Annotated in this window: 16 protein-coding genes; 13 read left to right on the forward strand and 3 right to left on the reverse strand. The window is 64.9% G+C overall.

All coding sequences use genetic code 11. The features are described from left to right. Positions 1-5: 5 nt before the first annotated feature. The 3 genes from icmH to tssJ all read right to left on the reverse strand — a co-directional run bounded on the left by icmH (position 6) and on the right by tssJ (position 2833). A complete protein-coding gene (icmH, locus tag KEC55_RS01980) occupies positions 6-788 on the reverse strand; it encodes a type IVB secretion system protein IcmH/DotU (RefSeq protein ID WP_282506514.1) in 783 nt (260 codons plus the stop codon). After that, positions 785-2131 (reverse strand): type VI secretion system baseplate subunit TssK, encoded by a 1347-nt coding sequence (tssK, locus tag KEC55_RS01985; RefSeq protein ID WP_282506516.1) that lies wholly within the window; start codon positions 2129-2131, stop codon positions 785-787. The genes icmH and tssK overlap by 4 nt, the downstream gene beginning before the upstream one ends. Positions 2132-2233: 102 nt before the next feature. Then, complete coding sequence (gene tssJ / locus KEC55_RS01990; protein ID WP_282507475.1) at positions 2234-2833, reverse strand: type VI secretion system lipoprotein TssJ; 600 nt, start codon at positions 2831-2833, stop codon at positions 2234-2236. Between the two features lie 384 nt (positions 2834-3217). Between tssJ and KEC55_RS01995 the strand changes: the two genes are divergently transcribed. From KEC55_RS01995 to KEC55_RS02055, 13 genes are all read left to right on the forward strand, one after another. Next, the gene (locus KEC55_RS01995) at positions 3218-3847 is read left to right on the forward strand and encodes a tetratricopeptide repeat protein (protein ID WP_176051200.1); all 630 of its coding nucleotides are present in this window, start codon (positions 3218-3220) and stop codon (positions 3845-3847) included. A 54-nt stretch (positions 3848-3901) separates the two neighbouring features. Next, positions 3902-4417, forward strand: a complete 516-nt coding sequence (tssB, locus tag KEC55_RS02000; protein ID WP_282506518.1) for a type VI secretion system contractile sheath small subunit — start codon at positions 3902-3904, stop codon at positions 4415-4417. Between the two features lie 15 nt (positions 4418-4432). Continuing rightward, positions 4433-5923: a type VI secretion system contractile sheath large subunit gene (tssC, locus tag KEC55_RS02005; RefSeq protein ID WP_176051199.1), complete on the forward strand. Its 1491-nt coding sequence runs from the start codon at positions 4433-4435 to the stop codon at positions 5921-5923. A gap of 71 nt (positions 5924-5994) precedes the next feature. Continuing rightward, positions 5995-6498: an Hcp family type VI secretion system effector gene (locus tag KEC55_RS02010; RefSeq protein WP_048251029.1), complete on the forward strand. Its 504-nt coding sequence runs from the start codon at positions 5995-5997 to the stop codon at positions 6496-6498. A 62-nt stretch (positions 6499-6560) separates the two neighbouring features. Beyond that, entirely contained in the window at positions 6561-7046 is a 486-nt protein-coding gene (gene tssE, locus KEC55_RS02015) for a type VI secretion system baseplate subunit TssE (RefSeq protein ID WP_034187524.1), read from the forward strand. Positions 7047-7124: 78 nt separating this feature from the next. Next, complete coding sequence (gene tssF / locus KEC55_RS02020; RefSeq protein ID WP_282506520.1) at positions 7125-8960, forward strand: type VI secretion system baseplate subunit TssF; 1836 nt, start codon at positions 7125-7127, stop codon at positions 8958-8960. Continuing rightward, positions 8924-10024 (forward strand): type VI secretion system baseplate subunit TssG, encoded by a 1101-nt coding sequence (tssG, locus tag KEC55_RS02025; RefSeq protein ID WP_282506522.1) that lies wholly within the window; start codon positions 8924-8926, stop codon positions 10022-10024. Before tssF ends, tssG begins: the two co-directional genes overlap by 37 nt. Positions 10025-10067: 43 nt before the next feature. Beyond that, the gene (gene tssH / locus KEC55_RS02030; RefSeq protein ID WP_282506523.1) at positions 10068-12737 is read left to right on the forward strand and encodes a type VI secretion system ATPase TssH; all 2670 of its coding nucleotides are present in this window, start codon (positions 10068-10070) and stop codon (positions 12735-12737) included. A gap of 43 nt (positions 12738-12780) precedes the next feature. Then, positions 12781-13902: a type VI secretion system protein TssA gene (gene tssA / locus KEC55_RS02035; RefSeq protein ID WP_282506524.1), complete on the forward strand. Its 1122-nt coding sequence runs from the start codon at positions 12781-12783 to the stop codon at positions 13900-13902. Positions 13903-13970: 68 nt separating this feature from the next. After that, complete coding sequence (locus KEC55_RS02040) at positions 13971-16532, forward strand: type VI secretion system Vgr family protein (RefSeq protein WP_282506525.1); 2562 nt, start codon at positions 13971-13973, stop codon at positions 16530-16532. Continuing rightward, the gene (locus KEC55_RS02045; RefSeq protein ID WP_282506526.1) at positions 16532-17572 is read left to right on the forward strand and encodes a DUF4123 domain-containing protein; all 1041 of its coding nucleotides are present in this window, start codon (positions 16532-16534) and stop codon (positions 17570-17572) included. The genes KEC55_RS02040 and KEC55_RS02045 overlap by 1 nt, the downstream gene beginning before the upstream one ends. Further along, positions 17556-18389: a DUF3304 domain-containing protein gene (locus KEC55_RS02050; protein ID WP_282506527.1), complete on the forward strand. Its 834-nt coding sequence runs from the start codon at positions 17556-17558 to the stop codon at positions 18387-18389. The genes KEC55_RS02045 and KEC55_RS02050 overlap by 17 nt, the downstream gene beginning before the upstream one ends. After that, positions 18382-19236 (forward strand): DUF3304 domain-containing protein, encoded by an 855-nt coding sequence (locus KEC55_RS02055; RefSeq protein WP_282506528.1) that lies wholly within the window; start codon positions 18382-18384, stop codon positions 19234-19236. Before KEC55_RS02050 ends, KEC55_RS02055 begins: the two co-directional genes overlap by 8 nt. Positions 19237-19371 lie beyond the last annotated feature (135 nt).

Genomic DNA, 19371 nt, shown 5'->3' on the forward strand with positions numbered 1-19371 from the left:
GCTTCTTACGGCAACGAAATCGTCAAATTGGCCGACTCCGGCCCGACCTTGATCACCTGTGAATAAGGCGCCAACGCCTGCAGCGTCTTGTCCTTCAGATACGTGTTGAGCCCGAGAAACCCGAGCAGCGCAACCAGCGCGAACACGGCCCCGATCGCCCAGACCGGTACCTCACGCTTCAACCGGTGCGCGATCTGGTCCGGCAGCGGCCAATTCGGCGCGAACGGCGCGCGCTTGCCCTTCATATGGGCGATTTCGTCGCCCAGCCGCGCCGTCAGATAAGCGAGCTTCTCCGGCCCCTCGAGCAGATACTTGCCCTGAAACCCGAGCAGCAGGCACATATGAAACACCTCGAGCGACTGCAGCCGCGCCGCACCCTGCGCGCGGCACTCCTCGAGATACTGATAGAACTTCTCGCCCGCGAGCTGCTCGCCGAACAGCACGAGCTGCAGCGGCCGGCGCTCCCAGTCCGCGCGGATCTTGAACTGCGACGACAGCACCATTTCGTCGATGGCCGCGCAGAACGCGAATTTCGCGCCGTACACATCCTCGGCGGCGATATTCAGCTTCTTCGCACCGCGCTCGAAATCCGACAGGAATTCCTGGATCCGCGTGCCGAACTCGCCGGCGCTGTCCGGTTCCCGCCCGTTCTTGAGCAGGAACAGCATGAAGAAGCCGTCGTACAGCAAGTCGAGCAGCGAACGCGCCTGGAACGCGGAGTCCGTCGACGCCGGGGTATGCATGGGTGCCGGCGCGTTGTCGCCGAACAGGGAAGGCGCGTAGCTCATGATGTGACCGCGATCAGTTCGAATTTCAGGTCATTGATGCCAGTCGGCGCATAGATCATCGCGGACTGGGCCTGCAGCATGCGCTCGTACAGCGGGCTGCGCGAATCGAGCGCGAAGTAGCACGCGCCGGGCCGCACCGGAATCGCGGGCGGCACCTGCGGCGTGTACGACAGCCGCACGCCGGGCATCGCCGACAGCACGAGCTTGTCGACGTCGTCGGGCGCGCCGACCTTGAAGCGGGCCGGCACGGCATCGACGAGCTCGACGCTCGGCATGTCCGCGGACACGGCCAGGTAGAACTCGGTCTTGTCGTCGATCTTGCCGGAATCGAGGCGGCCGAGGTGGAACGACGGGCGCACCTCGTCGAGCGTGATCGCGAAGTAGCGCGTCGAGATCACGGTGTCGAGCAGCTCGCGCAGCATCAGGTCCAGACGCGCAAAACTCGGTCCCGGATCGTCGTGGCGGTACACGGGCAGGTCGGCAAGCGTATAGCCCTTCGAGAACGTCATCAGCTGGCCCGCGAGGCGCAGCAGTTCCTGGAACAGCCGCTCCGGATGCAGCGCCGCGTGCTGGTGCAGGTGCGCGAGCGTCGCGAACGCGGCGTTCGCGGTATGCAGCAGCCAGAACGACGCGATGTCGCCCGAGCGGAACTCGATGATGTTCTTCGACGGCTCGCGGTGGAAACCGTACAGCGCGTTCACCTTCGCCTGCAGCGCGTCGACGAGCTGGCGCAGCCGCTGGTGCAGGATCGGCGACGCCTCGATCGCGAGGCACGGCGGCACGAAGCTGTCGTCGATCTCGAAGCCGGATGTCGCGGTGCGGCGCACGCGTACGAGCGGCACCGACAGCAGCTGGTCACGCGGTTCGCTGTGCGCGATCAGCTTGACCTGCGTCTTCAGGAACGTGATGTCGGCTTCGGCGGCGTCGGTGAAATTGTCGGCGACGCTCGTCTGCTCACTGACGAAGCGCGTCATGAAGCCGGCGGCCGGATCGTCGCTGTAATTGGTGCCGTTCTCGCGCTGCGGGTGCAACGCGAGATAGAACACGAACTCGTTGATGCCGTCGGGCAGCGTGTCCAGCGCGATCGGCGGCGGCAGGTCGTCGGCCTGCGGCGCGGCATACAGCGCGCCGTCCGGGAACACGAGCGCGAGTTCCGCCACGCGCAGCACGTTGCTGCCGAGCGCGTCGCGGTCGATGCGCACCGAGCGCACGCCCCAGTTGTAAGGCTGGATCGCCTGGATGGACTCGAACAGGCGCGCTTCGTGGTACGCGTCCTGCCGCTGAAAGTGTTGGGGCCGGAGGAACAGCCCTTCCCCCCACAGCACCTTGGCCGAATAACTCATGTCAAATCCGGTTAATGTGGCGTTGCGATGTAATCGATTTGTTCGTGCCCGAATTAAATCGCCAATTGTTAACTCTTGTTAATTGACATTCGTGCGACATCTTTAACCGCAGGACACCGAAGAAAGCATATTCAGCGGTTGTGAAGGCGCACCCTGCTGCGGTGCAATGACAGTGCCATCGGTGACCGTCATCGCGCAATTATGCAGGCCGATGATTATGCCGGATTTCTCCGACTTCACCGGATCAAACGTCAGTTTCCATCGTTGGAGTGCGGGATCGCGGAACAGCGCGACGATGCCGAACGCCTGCGCCTCGCGCGAAACCTTCTCGGTCGCCGTATAGCGCTGGCCCGGAATCAGCGTGATTTCACGTACGTTCAACAGGTCGGCGCCGAGTGCGGTCTTTTCCTTGGTCGGATCGGTAAAGGCGTCGAACGGCGCCTGCTGGAACGACGTCGGGTCCTTCAGCGCGTAAAGCCGGACGACGAGCGCGAGCGGCTTGTTGTCGGTCGCGGCATTCAGGTTCGGCGCGGCGGCCAGCGTGAGCCCGATATTGCGCGGCGGCTTCTGCGCGTCCGGCAACTCGGGCTTGCCGATGCCGGCCGCGGACATCACGGCGCTCGCGGCCGAGCCGAGCAGCGGAGCGGCCGCGCATCCGGCCAGAAGGGCGCACGCAACCAGCGGCAGCGCGTAGCGAATCATGGACGATCTCATCGTTTTTCCGGCGTGCCGCCTTTATCCCTGTCAAAACTGCCGGGTATTTCCGCGTTCGCTGCGAATTCCCGGCATTGCACTGTTCAACTATTAAGCGCGCTGCGTCTCGGCAGGCGTCCGGAAATTTTTTCCGCTATCCGGGCGGTGCGTCATGCAACCAGTAAAACTTGCACATTCCGACCGAAAGAAAAACCGCTGCGAGCCCGCCGCGATAGGTCATTCGAGGGGGTAGCGCCCGGTTTTAAAAGGAATTACTCTTCACACGACGATTGAATTATGAAAAATTGATCGGTACTATACCCGCGCGCTTCTTGCAAAGCAAAAGAACCAGATTCTCAACGATTTAAAACTCACGCGCCGGTGGATATAACGATGAAAGACCGTCTCTTCGCAAAACTGTCTGGGGTAGTAGTGGCTTGCGGCGTGATCGCCGGTTGCGCGAGCCAGCCTCCCGCGCCGCCGACTGCCGAAGTGTTCAACAAGTCGCTGGCCGATGCAGACGCCGTTGCGAAGGCAGGGGATCAGGACAAGGCACTCGGCCTGTACCAGCAGCTCGCGAAGTCGGATCCGACGCGCGAGGAGCCGTGGTCGCGCATCGCGCAGATCCAGTTCGCGCAGAACCACTATGGCCAGGCGATCGTCGCCGCCCAGGAAGCGCTGCAGCGCGACGCGACCGACCGTCAGGCGAAGAGCGTGCTGGCCGTCGCCGGCCTGCGGATCGCGACGCAATCGCTCGGCGAGCTGCGCCAGGATTCGTCGCTCGCGGGCGACGCGAAGTCCGATGCGCAGGCGCTGGCGAAGCAGCTGCGCGACACGCTGGGCGAATCGGCGCTGTTCCCGCCGGAGACGAAGGCCGTGAAGACGCGCCCGCCGCGCCGCGTCGTCCATCGTCCGAAGGGTGTTGCCGCACCGGCCGCCGAAGCGGCAGCGGCCACTACGCCGACGCCGCCTGCCACGCCGCAAAAGGGCAGCGCCGATCCGTTCGGCGCACTGCGCAATTGAGCGCAACTGAGCGCAACTGACGCGATAACCACAACTAACCTGGGAGCCGTCGAGATGGCCAAGAAAGAAAGCATTCAGAAAAGCTTGCAGAAAATACGGCCGCCGCGCGTCCAGCTGACCTACGAGGTCGAGAAGGGCGATGCGATCGAGGTGAAGGAGCTGCCGTTCGTCGTCGGGGTTGTCGGCGATCTGGCGGGCCAGTCCGAAATCGAACAGCCGAAGCTGCGCGACCGCAAGTTCGTCAACATCGACCGCGACAATTTCGACGACGTGATGAAGGCGATCGAGCCGCGCGCCGCGTTCCAGGTGGAAAACCGCCTGAGCGAGGACGGCGGCAAGTTCGCGGTCGACCTGAAGTTCCGCTCGCTGTCGGATTTCAGCCCGGACGAAGTCGTCGAACAGGTCGAGCCGCTGCGCCGCCTGCTCGAGGCGCGCTCGAAGCTCGCCGACCTGCGCAACAAGCTTGCCGGCAACGACAAGCTCGAGGATCTGCTGTCCGAGGTGCTGAAGAACACGCAGCAGCTGCAGGAGCTCGCGAAGGGCACCGGCGGCGACAAAGACGGCGAATGACGACGGAGTGTTGAGATGAACCAGCAAACGGCTGCGGCCCAAGCGAGCGGTGCGGAATACGCCGCCGGGACTTCGCTGCTCGACGACATCGTCGAGAAGAGCAAGGTCGCGAAATCCGATTCCGAGCACGCACGCGCGAAGGACCTGATCGGTGAACTCGTGCACCAGGTGCTCGACGGCACGGTGATCGTGTCGGACAACCTGTCGGCCACGATCGACGCGCGCGTCGCGGAGCTCGACCGCCTGATCTCCACGCAGCTTTCCGCCGTGATGCACGCGCCGGAATTCCAGCGCCTCGAGAGCACGTGGCGCGGGATGGACTACCTGGTCAAGGAAAGCAACACGGGCCAGACGATCAAGATCAAGGCGCTGCACGCGCCGAAGCGCGACCTCGTGCGCGACTTCAAGGGCGCGAGCGAGTTCGACCAGAGCGCGCTGTTCAAGAAGGTCTACGAAGAAGAATTCGGCACGTTCGGCGGCTCGCCGTTCGGCGCGCTGGTCGGCGATTACGAAATCTCGCGCCAGCCGGAAGACCTGTACTTCATCGAGCAGATGTCGCGCGTCGCGGCGGCCGCCCATGCGCCGTTCATCGCGTCGGCATCGCCGGAACTGCTGGGTCTCGAGTCGTTCTCCGACCTCGGCAAGCCGCGCGATCTCGCGAAGGTGTTCGACACGGTTGAATACGCGAAGTGGAAGTCGTTCCGCGATTCGGAAGATTCGCGCTACGTCGGCCTGACGCTGCCGCGTTTCCTCGGCCGCCTGCCGTTCAATCCGAAGGACGGCCAGACCGCTGAACGCTTCAACTTCGTCGAGGATGTCGACGGCACCGAGCACGACAAGTACCTGTGGTGCAACGCGTCGTGGGCCTTCGCGGCCCGCCTGACGGCCGCGTTCGACGACTTCGGCTGGTGCGCGGCGATCCGCGGCGTCGAAGGCGGCGGCCTCGTCGAGGATCTGCCGACCCACACGTTCAAGACCGACGACGGCGAAGTCGCGCTGAAGTGCCCGACCGAGATCGCGATCACCGATCGCCGCGAGAAGGAGCTGAGCGACCTCGGCTTCATCCCGCTCGTCCATTGCAAGAATTCCGATTACGCCGCGTTCTTCGCCGCGCAGTCGGTGCAAAAAGCGAAGAAATACAGCACCGACAGCGCCAACGCGAACGCCGTTCTGTCCGCGCAGCTTCAGTACATCTTCTCGGTATCGCGCGTTGCGCACTACCTGAAGGCGATGATGCGCGACAAGATCGGCAGTTTTGCCTCGGCGCAGAACGTGGAAACATTCCTCAACCGGTGGATTTCGCAGTACGTCCTGCTCGACGACAACGCGTCGCAGGAGCAGAAGGCGCAATTCCCGCTGCGCGAGGCTTCCATACAAGTGTCGGAGATTCCGGGGAAGCCGGGCTCGTATCGTTCGGTCGCGTTCCTGCGCCCGCACTTTCAGCTCGACGAACTCTCGATTTCTCTGCGACTTGTCGCTGATCTGCCCAAATCGGCAAATTCATAAGCGAGCAAAATCGCCCGGGCGGGCCGCCTGGGTAGGACGTTAAAACCACCTCTTTGGGGAGTAGAAGGGCCATGTTACACATTCACTTGCAATTTGGTAGCCCGGCAGTCAAAGGCGAGTCGGCTGACAAGGACCATCAGGGCTGGCTTGAACTGAAGTCGTGGGATCACTCGATCCTGCAACCGCGTTCGGCAACGGCGTCGTCGGCCGGCGGCCTGACGCAAACGCGTTGCGAACACGGCGACATGGTGTTCTCGAAGGAAATCGACTCCGCGAGCCCGCTGCTGTACCAGCACGCGTCGGGCGGTACGACGTTCGACGAAGTGACGATCCATTTCTCGCGCGCTGACGGTGAAGGCAAGCGCGTGCAGTATCTGGAAGTCAAGCTGAAGTACGTGATCATCTCGAGCATCGCACCGAGCGTCCGCGAGGAAGGCCTGCCGATCGAGACGTTCTCGCTGAAGTACGCAGCCGTGCAGTGGAAGCAGACCCAGCAGAAGATCGGCGGCAACCAGGGCGGCAACACGCAAGGCGCCTGGAGCCTGACGAAGAACGACAAGACCTACGCGGTCTAAGGTCGGTTGCGGCAACGGGGCGCACGGCGTCCCGTTGCCGTTTTCGCTGTGCATGCCGGCTGATGAAACGATTCGAACCCAGTTTTCTCGACAAGCTGTTCGACGACGAACCGCACCTGCCGGCCTCGGCAGCGATGCGGCAATTGTCGCTGGACGAGCTCAAGAACACGGTCGCCCGCGACGTCGAGGCGATCCTCAACACGCGTATCGCGCACACCGAGAGCGAGCTCGCGGCGTTGCCCGAATGCCAGAAGTCGGTGCTGACCTACGGGCTGAACGATTTCGCGGGGCTGAGCCTCGCGAGCCACTACGACCGCGCGTTCATCTGCAAGTCGATCCAGCAGGCCATCGCGCGCCATGAGCCGCGCCTGCAGCAGGTGCAGGTGACGTTCGAGTTGAACGAGCAGGCCACCAACGCGCTCTACTTCGCGATCCAGGCGCTGCTCGTCGTGCACCCGGCCGAGGAGCCGGTGAGTTTCGACGCAATGCTGCAACCGTCGACGCTGCAGTATTCGGTCACGCGCGCACGCGCCGCGAGAATGCAGTAAATCAAGCCGCCGAGCGGGCCGGACCGCCCGGTGATGGTTCCAGGGTCCGGCAGGAAATATTGAGGTTCGGGGTCGTCGATGGAAGAATTGCTGCCGTATTACGAGCGCGAATTATCGTTTTTGCGGCGCTATTCGCGAGATTTCGCCGAACGCTATCCGAAGATCGCGGCGCGGCTCGCGCTGTCGGGCGAGCATTGCGAGGATCCGCACGTCGAACGGATGATCGAGTCGTTCGCGCTGCTCGGCGCGCGCATCAACAAGAAACTCGACGACGACTACCCCGAATTCACCGAAGCGCTGCTGGAAGTGCTGTATCCGCACTACCTGCGGCCGTTCCCGTCGTGCTCGATCGCGCAGTTCACGCCGGCTTCGCCCGGCCAGCAGACCGAACCGGTCGTGATCGATCGCGGCACCGAGCTGAAGAGCCGCCCGATCCGCGGCGTGCAGTGCCGGTTCCGCACGGCCTACGACGTGACGCTCGCGCCGATCCGCATTTCGGAAGCCCGTTACACGCCGGTCGCGCTCGCGCCGAGCGCGACGGTGCTGCCGTCCAACGCGACGGGCGTGATCTCGATCACGTTCGAATCGCTCGCCGCGCAGCTCGATCTCGGCGCGCTGAAGGTGTCGACGCTGCGCGCGCACCTGCACGGCGAGCAGTCGTTCGTCGCCGCGCTCACCGACTGCCTGTTCGTCAACGTGCTCGGCGCGTATGTCGAGCCCGAACGCAACGGCCGCTGGACCGCGCTGCGCAAGTTGCCGATCGCGCAGGCCGGCTTCGGCGAAGACGACGCGCTGATCGACTATCCGGCGAAATCGCATCCCGCGTACCGCCTGCTCACTGAATACTTCGCGTTCCCCGACAAGTTCGATTTCGTCGATTTCGATCTCGCGGCGATCGCGCGCGCGTCGGGCCGCTGCCAGCGCGCGACGCTGCATCTCGTGCTGCAGGACGTGCGCAGCGATTCGCACGTTGCGCGGCTGCTCGAACTGCTGACGCCGAGCCATTTCCGGCTGTTCTGCACGCCGATCGTCAACCTGTTCCGCCAGCACGGCGAGCCGATCCGCATCACGCATCGCGCGGTGTCGTACCCGGTGATCGCCGAGGCGCGGCGCGCGTTCGCGTACGAGGTGTACTCGATCGATTCGGTGAAGCTCGTCCGGCAGCAGGCGCATGAAGAGTCGGTGATCGAGTTCCGTCCGTTCTATTCGCTGCATCACGGCGAATCGGCCCGGATCGGCCACTACTGGTTCGCGCGCCGCAACGACTGGGTCGCGCAGAAGAGCCCCGGCTACGAAACCGAGATCTCGATCGTCGACATCGACTTCGAGCCGACGTCGCCGCAAACCGACACGCTGAGCCTCGACCTCACCTGCACGAACCGCGACCTGCCGGCGATGCTCGCGTTCGGCCTCGAGGGCGGCGACCTGTTCCAGGAAGGCGGTGCGCAGACGAGCGGCATCTCGCTGTTGCGCCGCCCGACGCAGAGCGTGCGCTTCGAGCGCGGCCGCGCCGCGCACTGGCGGCTCGTGTCGCATCTCGCGCTCAATCACGTGTCGCTGGTCGCGCACGGCCTCGCGCCGCTGAAGGAAATGCTGACGCTGTACGACCTGCGGCGCACGGCCGTATCGATGCGCCAGATCGACGGCCTCGCGGGCATCGAGCAGCGCGGCGCCGTGCAGTGGCTGCCCGGCAAGCCGTTCGCGACCTTCGTGCGCGGCATCGAGATCCGCCTGACGATCGACGAGGAGCATTTCGTGGGCGCGAGCCTCGCGTCGTTCGTGCGCGTGCTCGACAGCTTCTTCGGGCTCTACGTCCACCTCAACAGCTTTGTTCAACTAGTCGTCGTGTCGAAGCGCACCGGCGAGGAGATCATCCGATGCAAGCCCCGAACCGGCGAATCGATCCTGGCGTAGTCGATGCGCTGCTCGACGAGCCCCACCGCTTCGAGTTCTTCCAGGCGGTGCGCGTGCTCGAAGGGTTGTTCGCGCGGCAGGCGTCGGATGCCCCCGGCGCATGGCGGCAGGGCGACGTGGTCGCGCAGCGCATCGAATTCCGCAACACGCTGTCGCTCGGCTTTCCGCCGAGCGAGATCGAAGGCGTGCGTTCGTTCGACGACGACGGCACGCTGCTCGATTCGGGCGAGCAGCGCGGCGCTGCGCTCGCAGCCGGCGAGCTCGGCCACGTCGAGCTGACACCCGCGTTCTTCGGGCTGCTCGGCGGGCAGGGCGCGCTGCCGCTGCATTACACCGAGCAGATCGTCGCGCGCGAGCACCTGCGGCGCGATCACGCGGCACGCGCGTTCTTCGACGTGTTCTCGAACCGTGCGACCGCGCTGTTCTACGCGGCGTGGAAGAAATACCGGCTGCCGTTCCATTACGAGCTCGACCGCGACGAGCGCTATCTGCCGCTCTTGCTCGCGATCGCGGGCGTGCCGAGCGACGAGGTGCGCGACAGCCTCGCGGCCGGCTCGGGCGGCGTGCTCGACGAGGCCGTCGCCGGCTACGCGCTGGCCGCGCGGCACCGGCCGATGTCGGCCGCGTACCTGCAGCGCGCGCTGTCCGATTACTTCCGCGTGCCGGTGAAGATCGACCAGTTCGTCGGCAAGTGGTACGACGTGCCGCCCGACCAGTTGAGCGTGCTTGGCGAAGTCAACGCGGTGCTCGGCGCGACGGCGCTCGTCGGCGAACGCGTCTGGCAGCGTGACATGCGCGCACGGATCATCGTCGGCCCGCTGTCCAAGCGCGACTACGAGGCATTTCTGCCCGGTGGCGCGCAGGCCATCGCGCTCGAGCGGATGCTGACGCTGCTCGCCGGCGTCACGCTCGAGTACGAGGTGAAGCTCGTGCTGAAGCGCACCGAGGTCGGCGCGAGTGTGCTCGGCGCGGGCTCGCGGCTCGGCTGGGATGCGTTCCTCTGCACGCGCGACGCGATCGAGGACCGCTCCGACGCGCGCTACGAACTGCACGTGATTCACTGATTCCGAACGACAACAACACGCAATCGAACCTGAGATCGACGCCATGAGCACGCCTCTGAAGACCCTGATCACGAAACTGAACCCGCTGTGCCGGCACGCGACCGAGCGTGCGGCAAGCGCGTGCCTGGCGCGCGGCCATTACGAGGTCGATCTGGAGCACCTGTTCCTCGCGTTGCTCGAGGAGCCGGCCGGCGACCTGCCGCTCGCGCTGCGCGCAAGCCGTGTCGATCCGCATGCACTGCGTGCCGATCTCGAGCGCGAGCTGACGCGCCTGAAGACCGGCAACACGCGCACGCCGGTGTTTTCCGTGCATCTGATCGCGTTGTTCGAGCAGGCGTGGCTGATCGCATCGCTCGATTCGCAGCTCGGCCGCATTCGTTCGGGGCACCTGCTGCTCGCGCTGCTGACCGCGCCGGATCTCGCGCAGTTCGCGCAGCGGATGTCGTCGCAGTTCGCGGAAATGAACGTGACGGACCTGAAGCACAAGTTCGACGAAGTCGTGGCCGGGTCGAGCGAGGCCGAGCCGCGCCAGGGCGAGACGGACGACGGTGGCGCGGTGTCGGCCTCCGACGGTGCGGTTCCCACGGCCGGCCCGTCGAAGACGCCCGCGCTCGACACGTACACGACCAACCTCACGCAGCGCGCGCGCGACGGCAAGATCGATCCGGTGATCGGCCGCGAAGCCGAGATCCGCCAGGCGATCGACATCCTGATGCGCCGCCGCCAGAACAACCCGATCATGACCGGCGAGGCCGGTGTCGGCAAAACCGCGGTCGTCGAAGGGCTCGCGCTGCGGATCGCGGCCGACGACGTCCCGCCGCCGCTGCGCGGTGTTGCGCTGCACGTGCTCGACATGGGGCTGCTGCAGGCCGGCGCGAGCGTGAAGGGCGAGTTCGAGAACCGCCTGAAGAGCGTGATCGACGAAGTGAAGAAGAGCGCGCATCCGATCATCCTGTTCATCGACGAAGCGCACACGATCATCGGCGCGGGCGGCCAGGCCGGCCAGAACGACGCGGCGAACCTGCTGAAGCCGGCGCTGGCGCGCGGCGAGCTGCGCACGATCGCCGCGACGACGTGGAGCGAATACAAGAAGTACTTCGAGAAGGATGCGGCGCTCGCGCGGCGCTTCCAGGTCGTGAAGGTCGAGGAGCCGAGCGAGCCGCTCGCGGCCGCGATGCTGCGCGGGATGTCGGGCTTGATGGAGAAGCACTTCAACGTGCGGATCCTCGACGGTGCGATCACCGAGGCCGTGCGCCTGTCGCACCGCTACATCAGCGGCCGCCAGCTGCCCGACAAGGCGATCAGCGTGCTGGACACCGCGTGCGCGAAAGTCGCGCTCGCGCACAGCGCGACGCCGGCGGCGATCGACGACACGAAGAAGCGGATCGAGCGGATCGATGCGGAAATCGCTTCGCTGGAGCGCGAGGCGGCGGGCGGCGCACCGCACGACGAGCGACTCGGCGAGCTGCGCGGTGCGCGCGACACGGCGCTCGAACAACTGGCTAAGGACGAGGAGCGCTACGAAGCCGAGCGCGCGATCGTCGCCGAGATCACCGAATTGCGCGATGCACTCGACAAGGCGCGCGGCCCGTCGGAAGACGGCCAGCCGGTCGACGTGCAGGCCACCCGCGACAAGCTCGGCGAACGCGTGGCCGCACTGCATGCGCTGCAGGGCGGCGAGCCGATGGTGCCGCTGCAGGTCGACGGTCATGTCGTCGCCGAGATCGTCGCCGCGTGGACGGGCATTCCGCTCGGCCGGATGGTGAAGGATGAAATCGACACTGTCCTGAACCTGCAGCCGCTGCTCACCGCGCGCGTGATCGGCCAGGACCATGCGCTCGACGCGATCGCGCAGCGCGTGCGCACGGCGACCGCGAACCTCGAGGATCCGAACAAGCCGCGCGGCGTGTTCATGTTCGTCGGGCCGTCGGGCGTCGGCAAGACCGAGACGGCGCTCGCGCTGGCCGACATCCTGTACGGCGGCGAGCGCAAGATGGTCACGATCAACATGAGCGAGTACCAGGAAGCGCACAGCGTGTCGGGCCTGAAGGGCTCGCCGCCGGGATACGTCGGCTATGGCGAAGGCGGCGTGCTGACCGAGGCCGTGCGCCGCAACCCGTATTCGGTCGTGCTGCTCGACGAGGTCGAGAAGGCGCACCCCGACGTGCTCGAGATGTTCTTCCAGGTGTTCGACAAGGGCGCGATGGACGACGCGGAAGGGCGCGAGATCGACTTCCGCAACACGCTGATCATCCTGACGTCGAACGTCGGGTCGGCCGCGGTGATGCAGGCCTGCCTGAACAAGCCGGCCGAGGAGCTGCCCGATCCGGACGCGCTCGCCGAGACGCTGCGCCCGCAGCTGTACAAGACGTTCAAGCCCGCGTTTCTCGGGCGCATGAAGGTCGTGCCCTACTATCCGATTTCCGACGACGTGCTCGTCGAGATCATCGAGTTGAAGCTCGAACGGATCCGCCGCCGGATCGAGGCGAACCACAAGGCCGCGTTCGAATGGGACGAGTCGCTCGTCGAGGCAGTGCTCGCGCGCTGCACCGAGGTCGACTCGGGCGCCCGCAACGTGGACCACATCCTGAACGGCACGCTGCTGCCGGAGATCGCGGGCCACGTGCTCGGCCGGATCGCCGACGGCGAAGCCATCGCGCGCATCGCGGTGCGCGCGGACGAGGCGGGCGAATTCGCGTATACCGTCGAATGAGCGCGGCCGCGCAACGCCCAAGCATTGATGAACTGACCGAACCATGCCGATCAATCTCCCCGAGCTGCTGACACCGATCAGCGACGCGTCGCCCAGCGGCGACGACCTGCTGTTTTCGAACGAATTCGACGCGATCCAGGACGCGCGGCGCTACGACGATCCGACGCTCGACCAGGGCGAATGGGTGACCGAGATCAAGGAGGCCGACTGGGGCTTCGTCGTCGACCATGCGGGCGAATTGCTGCGCACGCGCACGAAGGACCTGCGGCTCGGCGTGTGGCTGACCGAGGCGCTCGCGCTCGAGGACGGTATTACCGGCCTCGCCGAAGGTTATGCGCTGCTCGAGGGCCTGTGCCGCGAGTTCTGGGACACCGTGCACCCGCTGCCCGAAGGCGAGGACACCGAATATCGGCTCGGCAACGTCGCGTGGCTGTCCGGCCGTACGGCCGAGCTGTTGCGCGCGGTGCCGATGACGGACGGTGCGTCGAACGCGTTCAGCACGCTCGACTGGGAAGTGGCGCAGCACGTCGCGCAGGCGATCAAGCGCGACCCCGATCACGCGGACGACATCGCGCGCGGCAAGCCGTCGCTCGACCAGATCGACTCGTCGCGGCGCATGACACCGATCGCGTTCTACACGGCGCTGCTGGCGAATCTGAAAGCGTTCGAATTCGCGCTCGATGCGTTCGAGGAGCGGCTCGTCGAGCGCGCGGGCGATTCGGCGCCGAGCTTCCGGCAGGCGCGCGACGCGTTCGAGACCGTGTATCGGCTCGCCGAGCGCTTTGCGCGCGAGCAGGGCTATACGGGTAGCGCACCGCACACGCAAGCGGCGCCGCAGGCGCAGCCCGAGCGCATCGAGCCGGTTTTCGGCAATTCGATCCAGACCGAGGAGACCCACGTGCAGCAGCAGAGCGCTCCGCGTCCTCCGGTGACGCAAATGATCGCCGGTATCCAGAACCGTGCGCAGGCCGTCGACCAGCTGCGTGCGGTCGCGCGTTATTTCCGCCAGACCGAGCCGCACAGCCCGGTCGCGTATCTTGCCGACAAGGCAGCCGAATGGGCCGACATGCCGCTGCACAAGTGGCTCGAGAGCGTCGTGAAGGACGACGGCTCGCTGTCGCATATTCGCGAGCTGCTGGGCGTGCGGCCGGACGAGCAGTCGTAAGCGTCGGGCTGGCTACCTGAGAGTGCAGGCCCCGCGGGCCTGCGGCAGACAAGAACATGGACTGACGCATGAACGTGACCGAACTGGCACAGGCGATTCGCGGTGGCCTGATTCAGCAGGATCGCCTGCTGAAGATCGACATCCCGTCGCTGCCGAACAATGCGCTGGTGCCGCGCCGGGCCGTGATCCACGCCGAACTGGGGCGCGACTTCAGCGCCGAACTCGATCTCGTGTCGACCGCGAGCGACATCGAGCTCAAGACGCTGATTGCGCAGCCGGTCACGTTGTGGATCCAGCAGGCGGACAAGTCGTACCTGCCGATCAACGGGTATATCCATGCGGCGCGCAGGCTCGGCGCCGACGGCAGCCTGTCGGGTTACCAGCTGACCTTCGCGTCGTGGATGCACTTTCTCAAGTTCCGCAGCGACATGCGGTACTGGCAGGACCAGAGTGTCGACACCATCCTGGCCGACGTGTTCGACACGCACCCACAGGCCAAGGGGCGCTATCAGTTCGCGCTGTCGAAGCCGCTGCCGTCGCGTTCCTACTGTCGCCAGAGCGAAACCGACTGGAACTTCGTGCATCGCCTGATGGAAGACGAAGGGTTGTTCGGCTTCTGGCGGCATGACGGGGATGGCAGCGCGCACACGCTGGTGATTACCGACGACCTGCACGCGGTCGACGAACTGTCGCCGAACACCGTCAGGTTCGACCGCTCGGGAACGGGCAGCGAAACCACGGGTTTCACGCAATGGGCCGCGTCGCGAACCCTGCAGAGTTCGCTGCACACCACGCGTACGTTCGATTACAAGTCGCCGTCCTCTGCTGGCAGCGCGAACGGCACGACGCTGCCGACCAAGGCCGATCAGGGCGACCTGCCGGGCCAGACCGAGATCTACGAATACACCGGCGCGTATACGTACGCGGGCCAGGACCGTGGCGAACATCTGTCGAAGATTCGCCTGGAGCAATGGGAGTCGAGCGCGAAGCGCTTTTTTGGCGTGGGCGGCGTGCGCGGGATCGATGCGGGCCGGCGCTTCACGCTGGCGGATCACCCCGAGCACGATCGCGATTCGGCTCAGGACCGGGAATTCGCGGCCGTGAAGGTCTCGCGGTTCATCGAGAACAACCTGCCGATCTCGGACCACGAAGCGAATTTCCCGCATAGCCTGCAGGGCCGTCTGGCGCGGGTGAAAGCCGGCCACGGTGAAGCTGCCGCCTTCGAGGCAGGTCATGACGACGGCTCGGCAGGGTTTTATCTCGTCGAAGTCGAAGCGCAACGCGCGGCTGTGCCGTATCGCAGCCCGTTCGAGCACCGGAAGCCCGTCATGCAGCTCGAGACGGCCGTCGTCGTCGGGCCGAAGGGCGAAGAGGTGTATACGGACGAACTGAACCGGATCAGGGTCATGTTCGTCTGGGACCGGCAGAACCAGGGCACCGAAACCGCGTCGTGCTGGATGCGCGTCGTGCAGTCGGATACCGGCGGCGGTTACGGCGGCGTTCATGTCCCGCGGGTCGGCGAAGAAGTACTGATCGGCTATATCGGTGGCGACTGCGATCGACCGATCGTGATGCATCGCGTCTACAACGGGGCGACCACGCCGCAGTGGCATAGCGACGGGATCCTGTCGGGATTCCGGTCGAAAGAGTACGCGGGATCGGGTCACAACGAGATGGTGCTCGACGACGCGACCGGGCAGAACCGAGCGCGCCTGTTCAGCAGCAGCGCGAATTCGCTGCTCCATCTCGGTTATCTGATCGAACAGAACGGCAACACGCGCGGCGCGTATCTCGGCTCGGGTTTCGACCTGCGTACGGATGCGTACGGCGCCGTGCGTGCCGGGCAGGGCCTGTACGTGACGACGCATCCGAAGCAGGCGAACAGCCAGCCGCTCGATGTGAAGGAAGCGCAACAGCAACTCGTCAATGCCGAGGGGCTGATCGAATCGATGTCGCAGGTCAGCGAGGCGCATCAGGCGGAGAGTCTCGGCACCGGGCACGACGCACTGAAGCAGTTCACCGATGCGACGCAGAGCAGCGTGCCGGGTGAGACGACGGGCGGCGGCAGGACAGCCGGCGGCGGGACCGGCAGCGCGAATGCATTCACGGAGCCGGTGATGCTGTTCTCGAGTCCGTCAGGCATCGCGTTCGCGTCGCAGCAGTCGGTGCACGTATCGAGCGATCGGCAGGCCAACATCGTCAGCGGTCAAAGCACGTTCATCACCAGCGGGAAGTCGTTGATCGCGGGTATCCGGGATCGCATCAGCCTGTTTGCCCAGAACGCGGGGATGAAGCTGTTCGCGGGCAAGGGCAAGGTCGAGATCCAGGCGCACGCCGACGATATCGAATTGACCGCGCAGAAGATCGTCAAGATCGTATCGGCGACCGAGAACGTGGACGTCGCCGCCAAGCAGGAAATCCTGCTGACCTCGGGTGGCGCGTACGTGCGGATCAAGGGCGGAAACATCGAGATTCACGCGCCGGGGAAGATCGACATCAAGGGTGCCCAGCACCCGTTCAGTGGCCCGACGAGCATGCCGTATCCGTTGCCGGCGATGCCGGGCGGCACCTGCAAGCAATGCGTGCTGAATGCGCATAGCGGGCGCGAATCGATGGTCGAGGCGGATTGATGGACGAAGTCGACGACGTGGCCGAACGGAACGACGGGACTGACGCAAGCGCAGCCATCGACGCCGCGCCGAATCCGCGCGAGCGTGAGTGGCCGGCGTTTCTGGAGATGCTGAAGGCTCCGCTGGCGCGCGCGGACGACGACGGCAGGGCGTTGCGGCTTTATGCGCTCGTCGATACGCGCGGGTATCAGGAGCTGGATGTGCAGCTCGCGACGGTGCGTCGCCTGCGTTATGCGTCGCTCTGGACCGATACGGGGCTCGATGCCTATACGGATATCGCGCCGTATCTGATCGCGTTCGAGCGCGGCGCGCTCGACGACGAGCATGCCGAGCAGCATCGGCTATTGCGCCAGCTGTGGCTGGAGGCCGTCGACCTGCATGCGGTGACGTGGCTGTGGTCGACGTGGTCGTTCGACGCGCTCGATGCGCATCTGCGCCAGTACGTGCAGTACGGGTTGCCCAATGGTCGCTCGTACTACCTGTTCTTCTTCGACAACCACGTGTTCGAGCGCGTGCGGCGGGTGTGGAGCGATGCGCAGGCAACGCGGTTCGTTGCGCCGTTCGACGAGATCCGGTATCGCGACCGGCGGCTCGACGAAGTCGTGTGGCACAACGATGCGCCGGCGCTCGAAGGCGCGATGCCGGCGGGCGATGCGCCGGGCCTGGGCGAGCGGCAGCACGCGCAGCTGATCGAGCTCGGGTATCCGGACAAGCTCGTGCTGAAGTTTCGGGAGACGATGGCGGCGGTGGTCGATCACCTGTCCGATGCGCAGCTTCACGACCATGTCGTCGGGCAGCTCGATCGCGCGGCGGCACACGGGATCGTCGACGAGGTCGGGCTGCTCTGTTATGTCGTGACCGGCGTGCAAGTCGCGCCGCGGTTCGACGAGCATCCGGCCGTGAAGTCGCGCCTCGAAGCCGCGTCGCGCGGAGAAACGAGCGTCGATGCGGCGCTGGCGTCGATCGACGATGCGACCTGGGATGCGATTCGCGATGCGCACGAGCGCGCGTTGCTGGAGGCGCATGGTGATGTGGCGTAGGTCCGGGGTGGCGGTGGGCCTGCTTGCGGTGGCTTCGAGCTTGAGCGCGTGCGGGAAGTCGGAGCCGGTGTATGGCGGGATCTCGGTGATCGCTCACAACTATCTGCCCTACAACCTGGATGGATTTACGATCACCGATGCTTATGGAAACAAGGCGGGTGGTGGGAATAGCTTGCCGGGTGGCGGAGGCGGGGTGACTTGTTGCTACAAGCTCCAGGGTACCGAGTTCACGGTCAAATGGAACTATGTCGACGTCGACCAGTGGCACAAAGGTAACGAGGAAACGCTTCATGCCGAGGCAAGGGCCGTGATGTCATCGGCCCAGGTTCCGGAAAAGATCGGTGACCGAATTCTCGAAGTGCATTTTTACCCGGATCGTCACGTCGAGCTGCAATTTCCCGGTGCGCTGGCGGATGCATCGCGCATTCCGATGGTCGATGTGTCGCGCTGGATGTCCAGCCGCTATCAGGATCAGTTGAACAAGCGGTACGACGAACGCGAAGATCAGCAGTTTCGACGCATCGTTCGTGTCGTAGCAACGGCATGGCTGAAATACCGACTCACGGATCTCGATGATCTGGAGCAGTACGCGTACTACGACTTGCTTGTGAACAACCGATTCGATGCACATCCCGAGGTTCAGCGCCTGCTGCAGACGGCTGCCGGTAAGCACGGTACGTTCGCGAAGTCGATGCAGTCTCTGCCGAAGAGCGTGCAGTCGGCGCTGGCGAGCGATAACTTCGAGCCGGTGGTTGTCCCGGTGGTTGCGGACGGATTGCTGCCGCCGCCGCGTGTGCCGGAGGTGCGGCATGGCTGAGTCGGGCGCGTTCGACCAGGGGCGCGGTCTGGCGCGCGTCGACATCGCACGTAGGACGGCGTTGGCTTGCCTGTTGTTCACGGCTGTGACGGCGTGCGGGAAGTCGGAGCCGACCTACAGCGGGATTTCGGTCATGGGCCAGAACTATCTTCCCTATAACCTGGACAAGTTCACGATCGTCGACGCGTACGGCAACAAGGCTAACGGTGGTGGCGACAGCATGCCGGGTGGTGGTGGGGGCGTGACTTGTTGCTATCAGCTCAAGGGGACCGATTTCACGGTCAAGTGGGACTACTACGACGTTGATCAGTGGCATAAAGGCGACGAGCAGACGTTTCATGCCGAAGCCAAGGTGACGTTGCCACCGTCAAAGGTCCCGGAGAAAGTCGGAACTCGAATTGTCGCGGTGCATTTTTATCCGGATCGTCACGTTGAGCTGCAGTTTCCCGCTGCGCCAGCGGACGACTCACGCATTCCGATGATCGACGTGTCTCACTGGATATCGAGTCGTTATCAGGCGCAACTGAATGAGCGCTACGACGAGCGCGAGGATCAGCAGTATCGGCGCATCGCCCGCATTGTCGCTGCGGCGTGGCTCAAATACCGGCTCACCGATGTCGACGATCTCGAGCAATACGTGTATTTCGACCTGCTCGTTAATAGCCGATTCGACGCCCATCCGGCGGTACGGCAGATCCTGAAAGCGGCCAGCGGCAAGCCCGGCGCGTTCGCGAAGTCGATGCAATCGCTACCGAAGAGCGTGTTGTCCGCATTGTCGAACGACGCGTTCGAAGCGGTCGCCGTGCCGGCGATATCCGGTGGTTTGTTGCCACCGCCGCGTGGATGATCGTGTCGGATGCGATTTGCGATGTAGATGAGAGGGATTGATGAAACGTGGACGTCGGCGCGAAATGGATGCGCGACGACGGAAATATGCGCGGCGCATTCGGTGGCCTATGTCGCTGAGGACGTTCGAATGCTT

The organism is Burkholderia cepacia (assembly GCF_029962485.1).
Classification (GTDB): Bacteria; Pseudomonadota; Gammaproteobacteria; order Burkholderiales; family Burkholderiaceae; genus Burkholderia.

Excerpts from the sequence above, each read along its gene's own strand:
- KEC55_RS02045 (WP_282506526.1), top strand. The coding sequence starts at position 16,532 with ATGGACGAAGTCGACGACGTGGCCGAACGGAACGACGGGACTGACGCA.
- tssA (WP_282506524.1), top strand. The coding sequence starts at position 12,781 with ATGCCGATCAATCTCCCCGAGCTGCTGACACCGATCAGCGACGCGTCG.
- tssH (WP_282506523.1), top strand. The coding sequence starts at position 10,068 with ATGAGCACGCCTCTGAAGACCCTGATCACGAAACTGAACCCGCTGTGC.
- tssC (WP_176051199.1), top strand. The coding sequence starts at position 4,433 with ATGAACCAGCAAACGGCTGCGGCCCAAGCGAGCGGTGCGGAATACGCC.
- tssE (WP_034187524.1), top strand. The coding sequence starts at position 6,561 with ATGAAACGATTCGAACCCAGTTTTCTCGACAAGCTGTTCGACGACGAA.
- KEC55_RS02040 (WP_282506525.1), top strand. The coding sequence starts at position 13,971 with ATGAACGTGACCGAACTGGCACAGGCGATTCGCGGTGGCCTGATTCAG.
- KEC55_RS02055 (WP_282506528.1), top strand. The coding sequence starts at position 18,382 with ATGGCTGAGTCGGGCGCGTTCGACCAGGGGCGCGGTCTGGCGCGCGTC.
- tssF (WP_282506520.1), top strand. The coding sequence starts at position 7,125 with ATGGAAGAATTGCTGCCGTATTACGAGCGCGAATTATCGTTTTTGCGG.
- KEC55_RS02010 (WP_048251029.1), top strand. The coding sequence starts at position 5,995 with ATGTTACACATTCACTTGCAATTTGGTAGCCCGGCAGTCAAAGGCGAG.
- KEC55_RS02050 (WP_282506527.1), top strand. The coding sequence starts at position 17,556 with ATGGTGATGTGGCGTAGGTCCGGGGTGGCGGTGGGCCTGCTTGCGGTG.
- tssJ (WP_282507475.1), bottom strand. The coding sequence starts at position 2,833 with ATGATTCGCTACGCGCTGCCGCTGGTTGCGTGCGCCCTTCTGGCCGGA.
- tssG (WP_282506522.1), top strand. The coding sequence starts at position 8,924 with ATGCAAGCCCCGAACCGGCGAATCGATCCTGGCGTAGTCGATGCGCTG.
- tssB (WP_282506518.1), top strand. The coding sequence starts at position 3,902 with ATGGCCAAGAAAGAAAGCATTCAGAAAAGCTTGCAGAAAATACGGCCG.
- tssK (WP_282506516.1), bottom strand. The coding sequence starts at position 2,131 with ATGAGTTATTCGGCCAAGGTGCTGTGGGGGGAAGGGCTGTTCCTCCGG.
- icmH (WP_282506514.1), bottom strand. The coding sequence starts at position 788 with ATGAGCTACGCGCCTTCCCTGTTCGGCGACAACGCGCCGGCACCCATG.
- KEC55_RS01995 (WP_176051200.1), top strand. The coding sequence starts at position 3,218 with ATGAAAGACCGTCTCTTCGCAAAACTGTCTGGGGTAGTAGTGGCTTGC.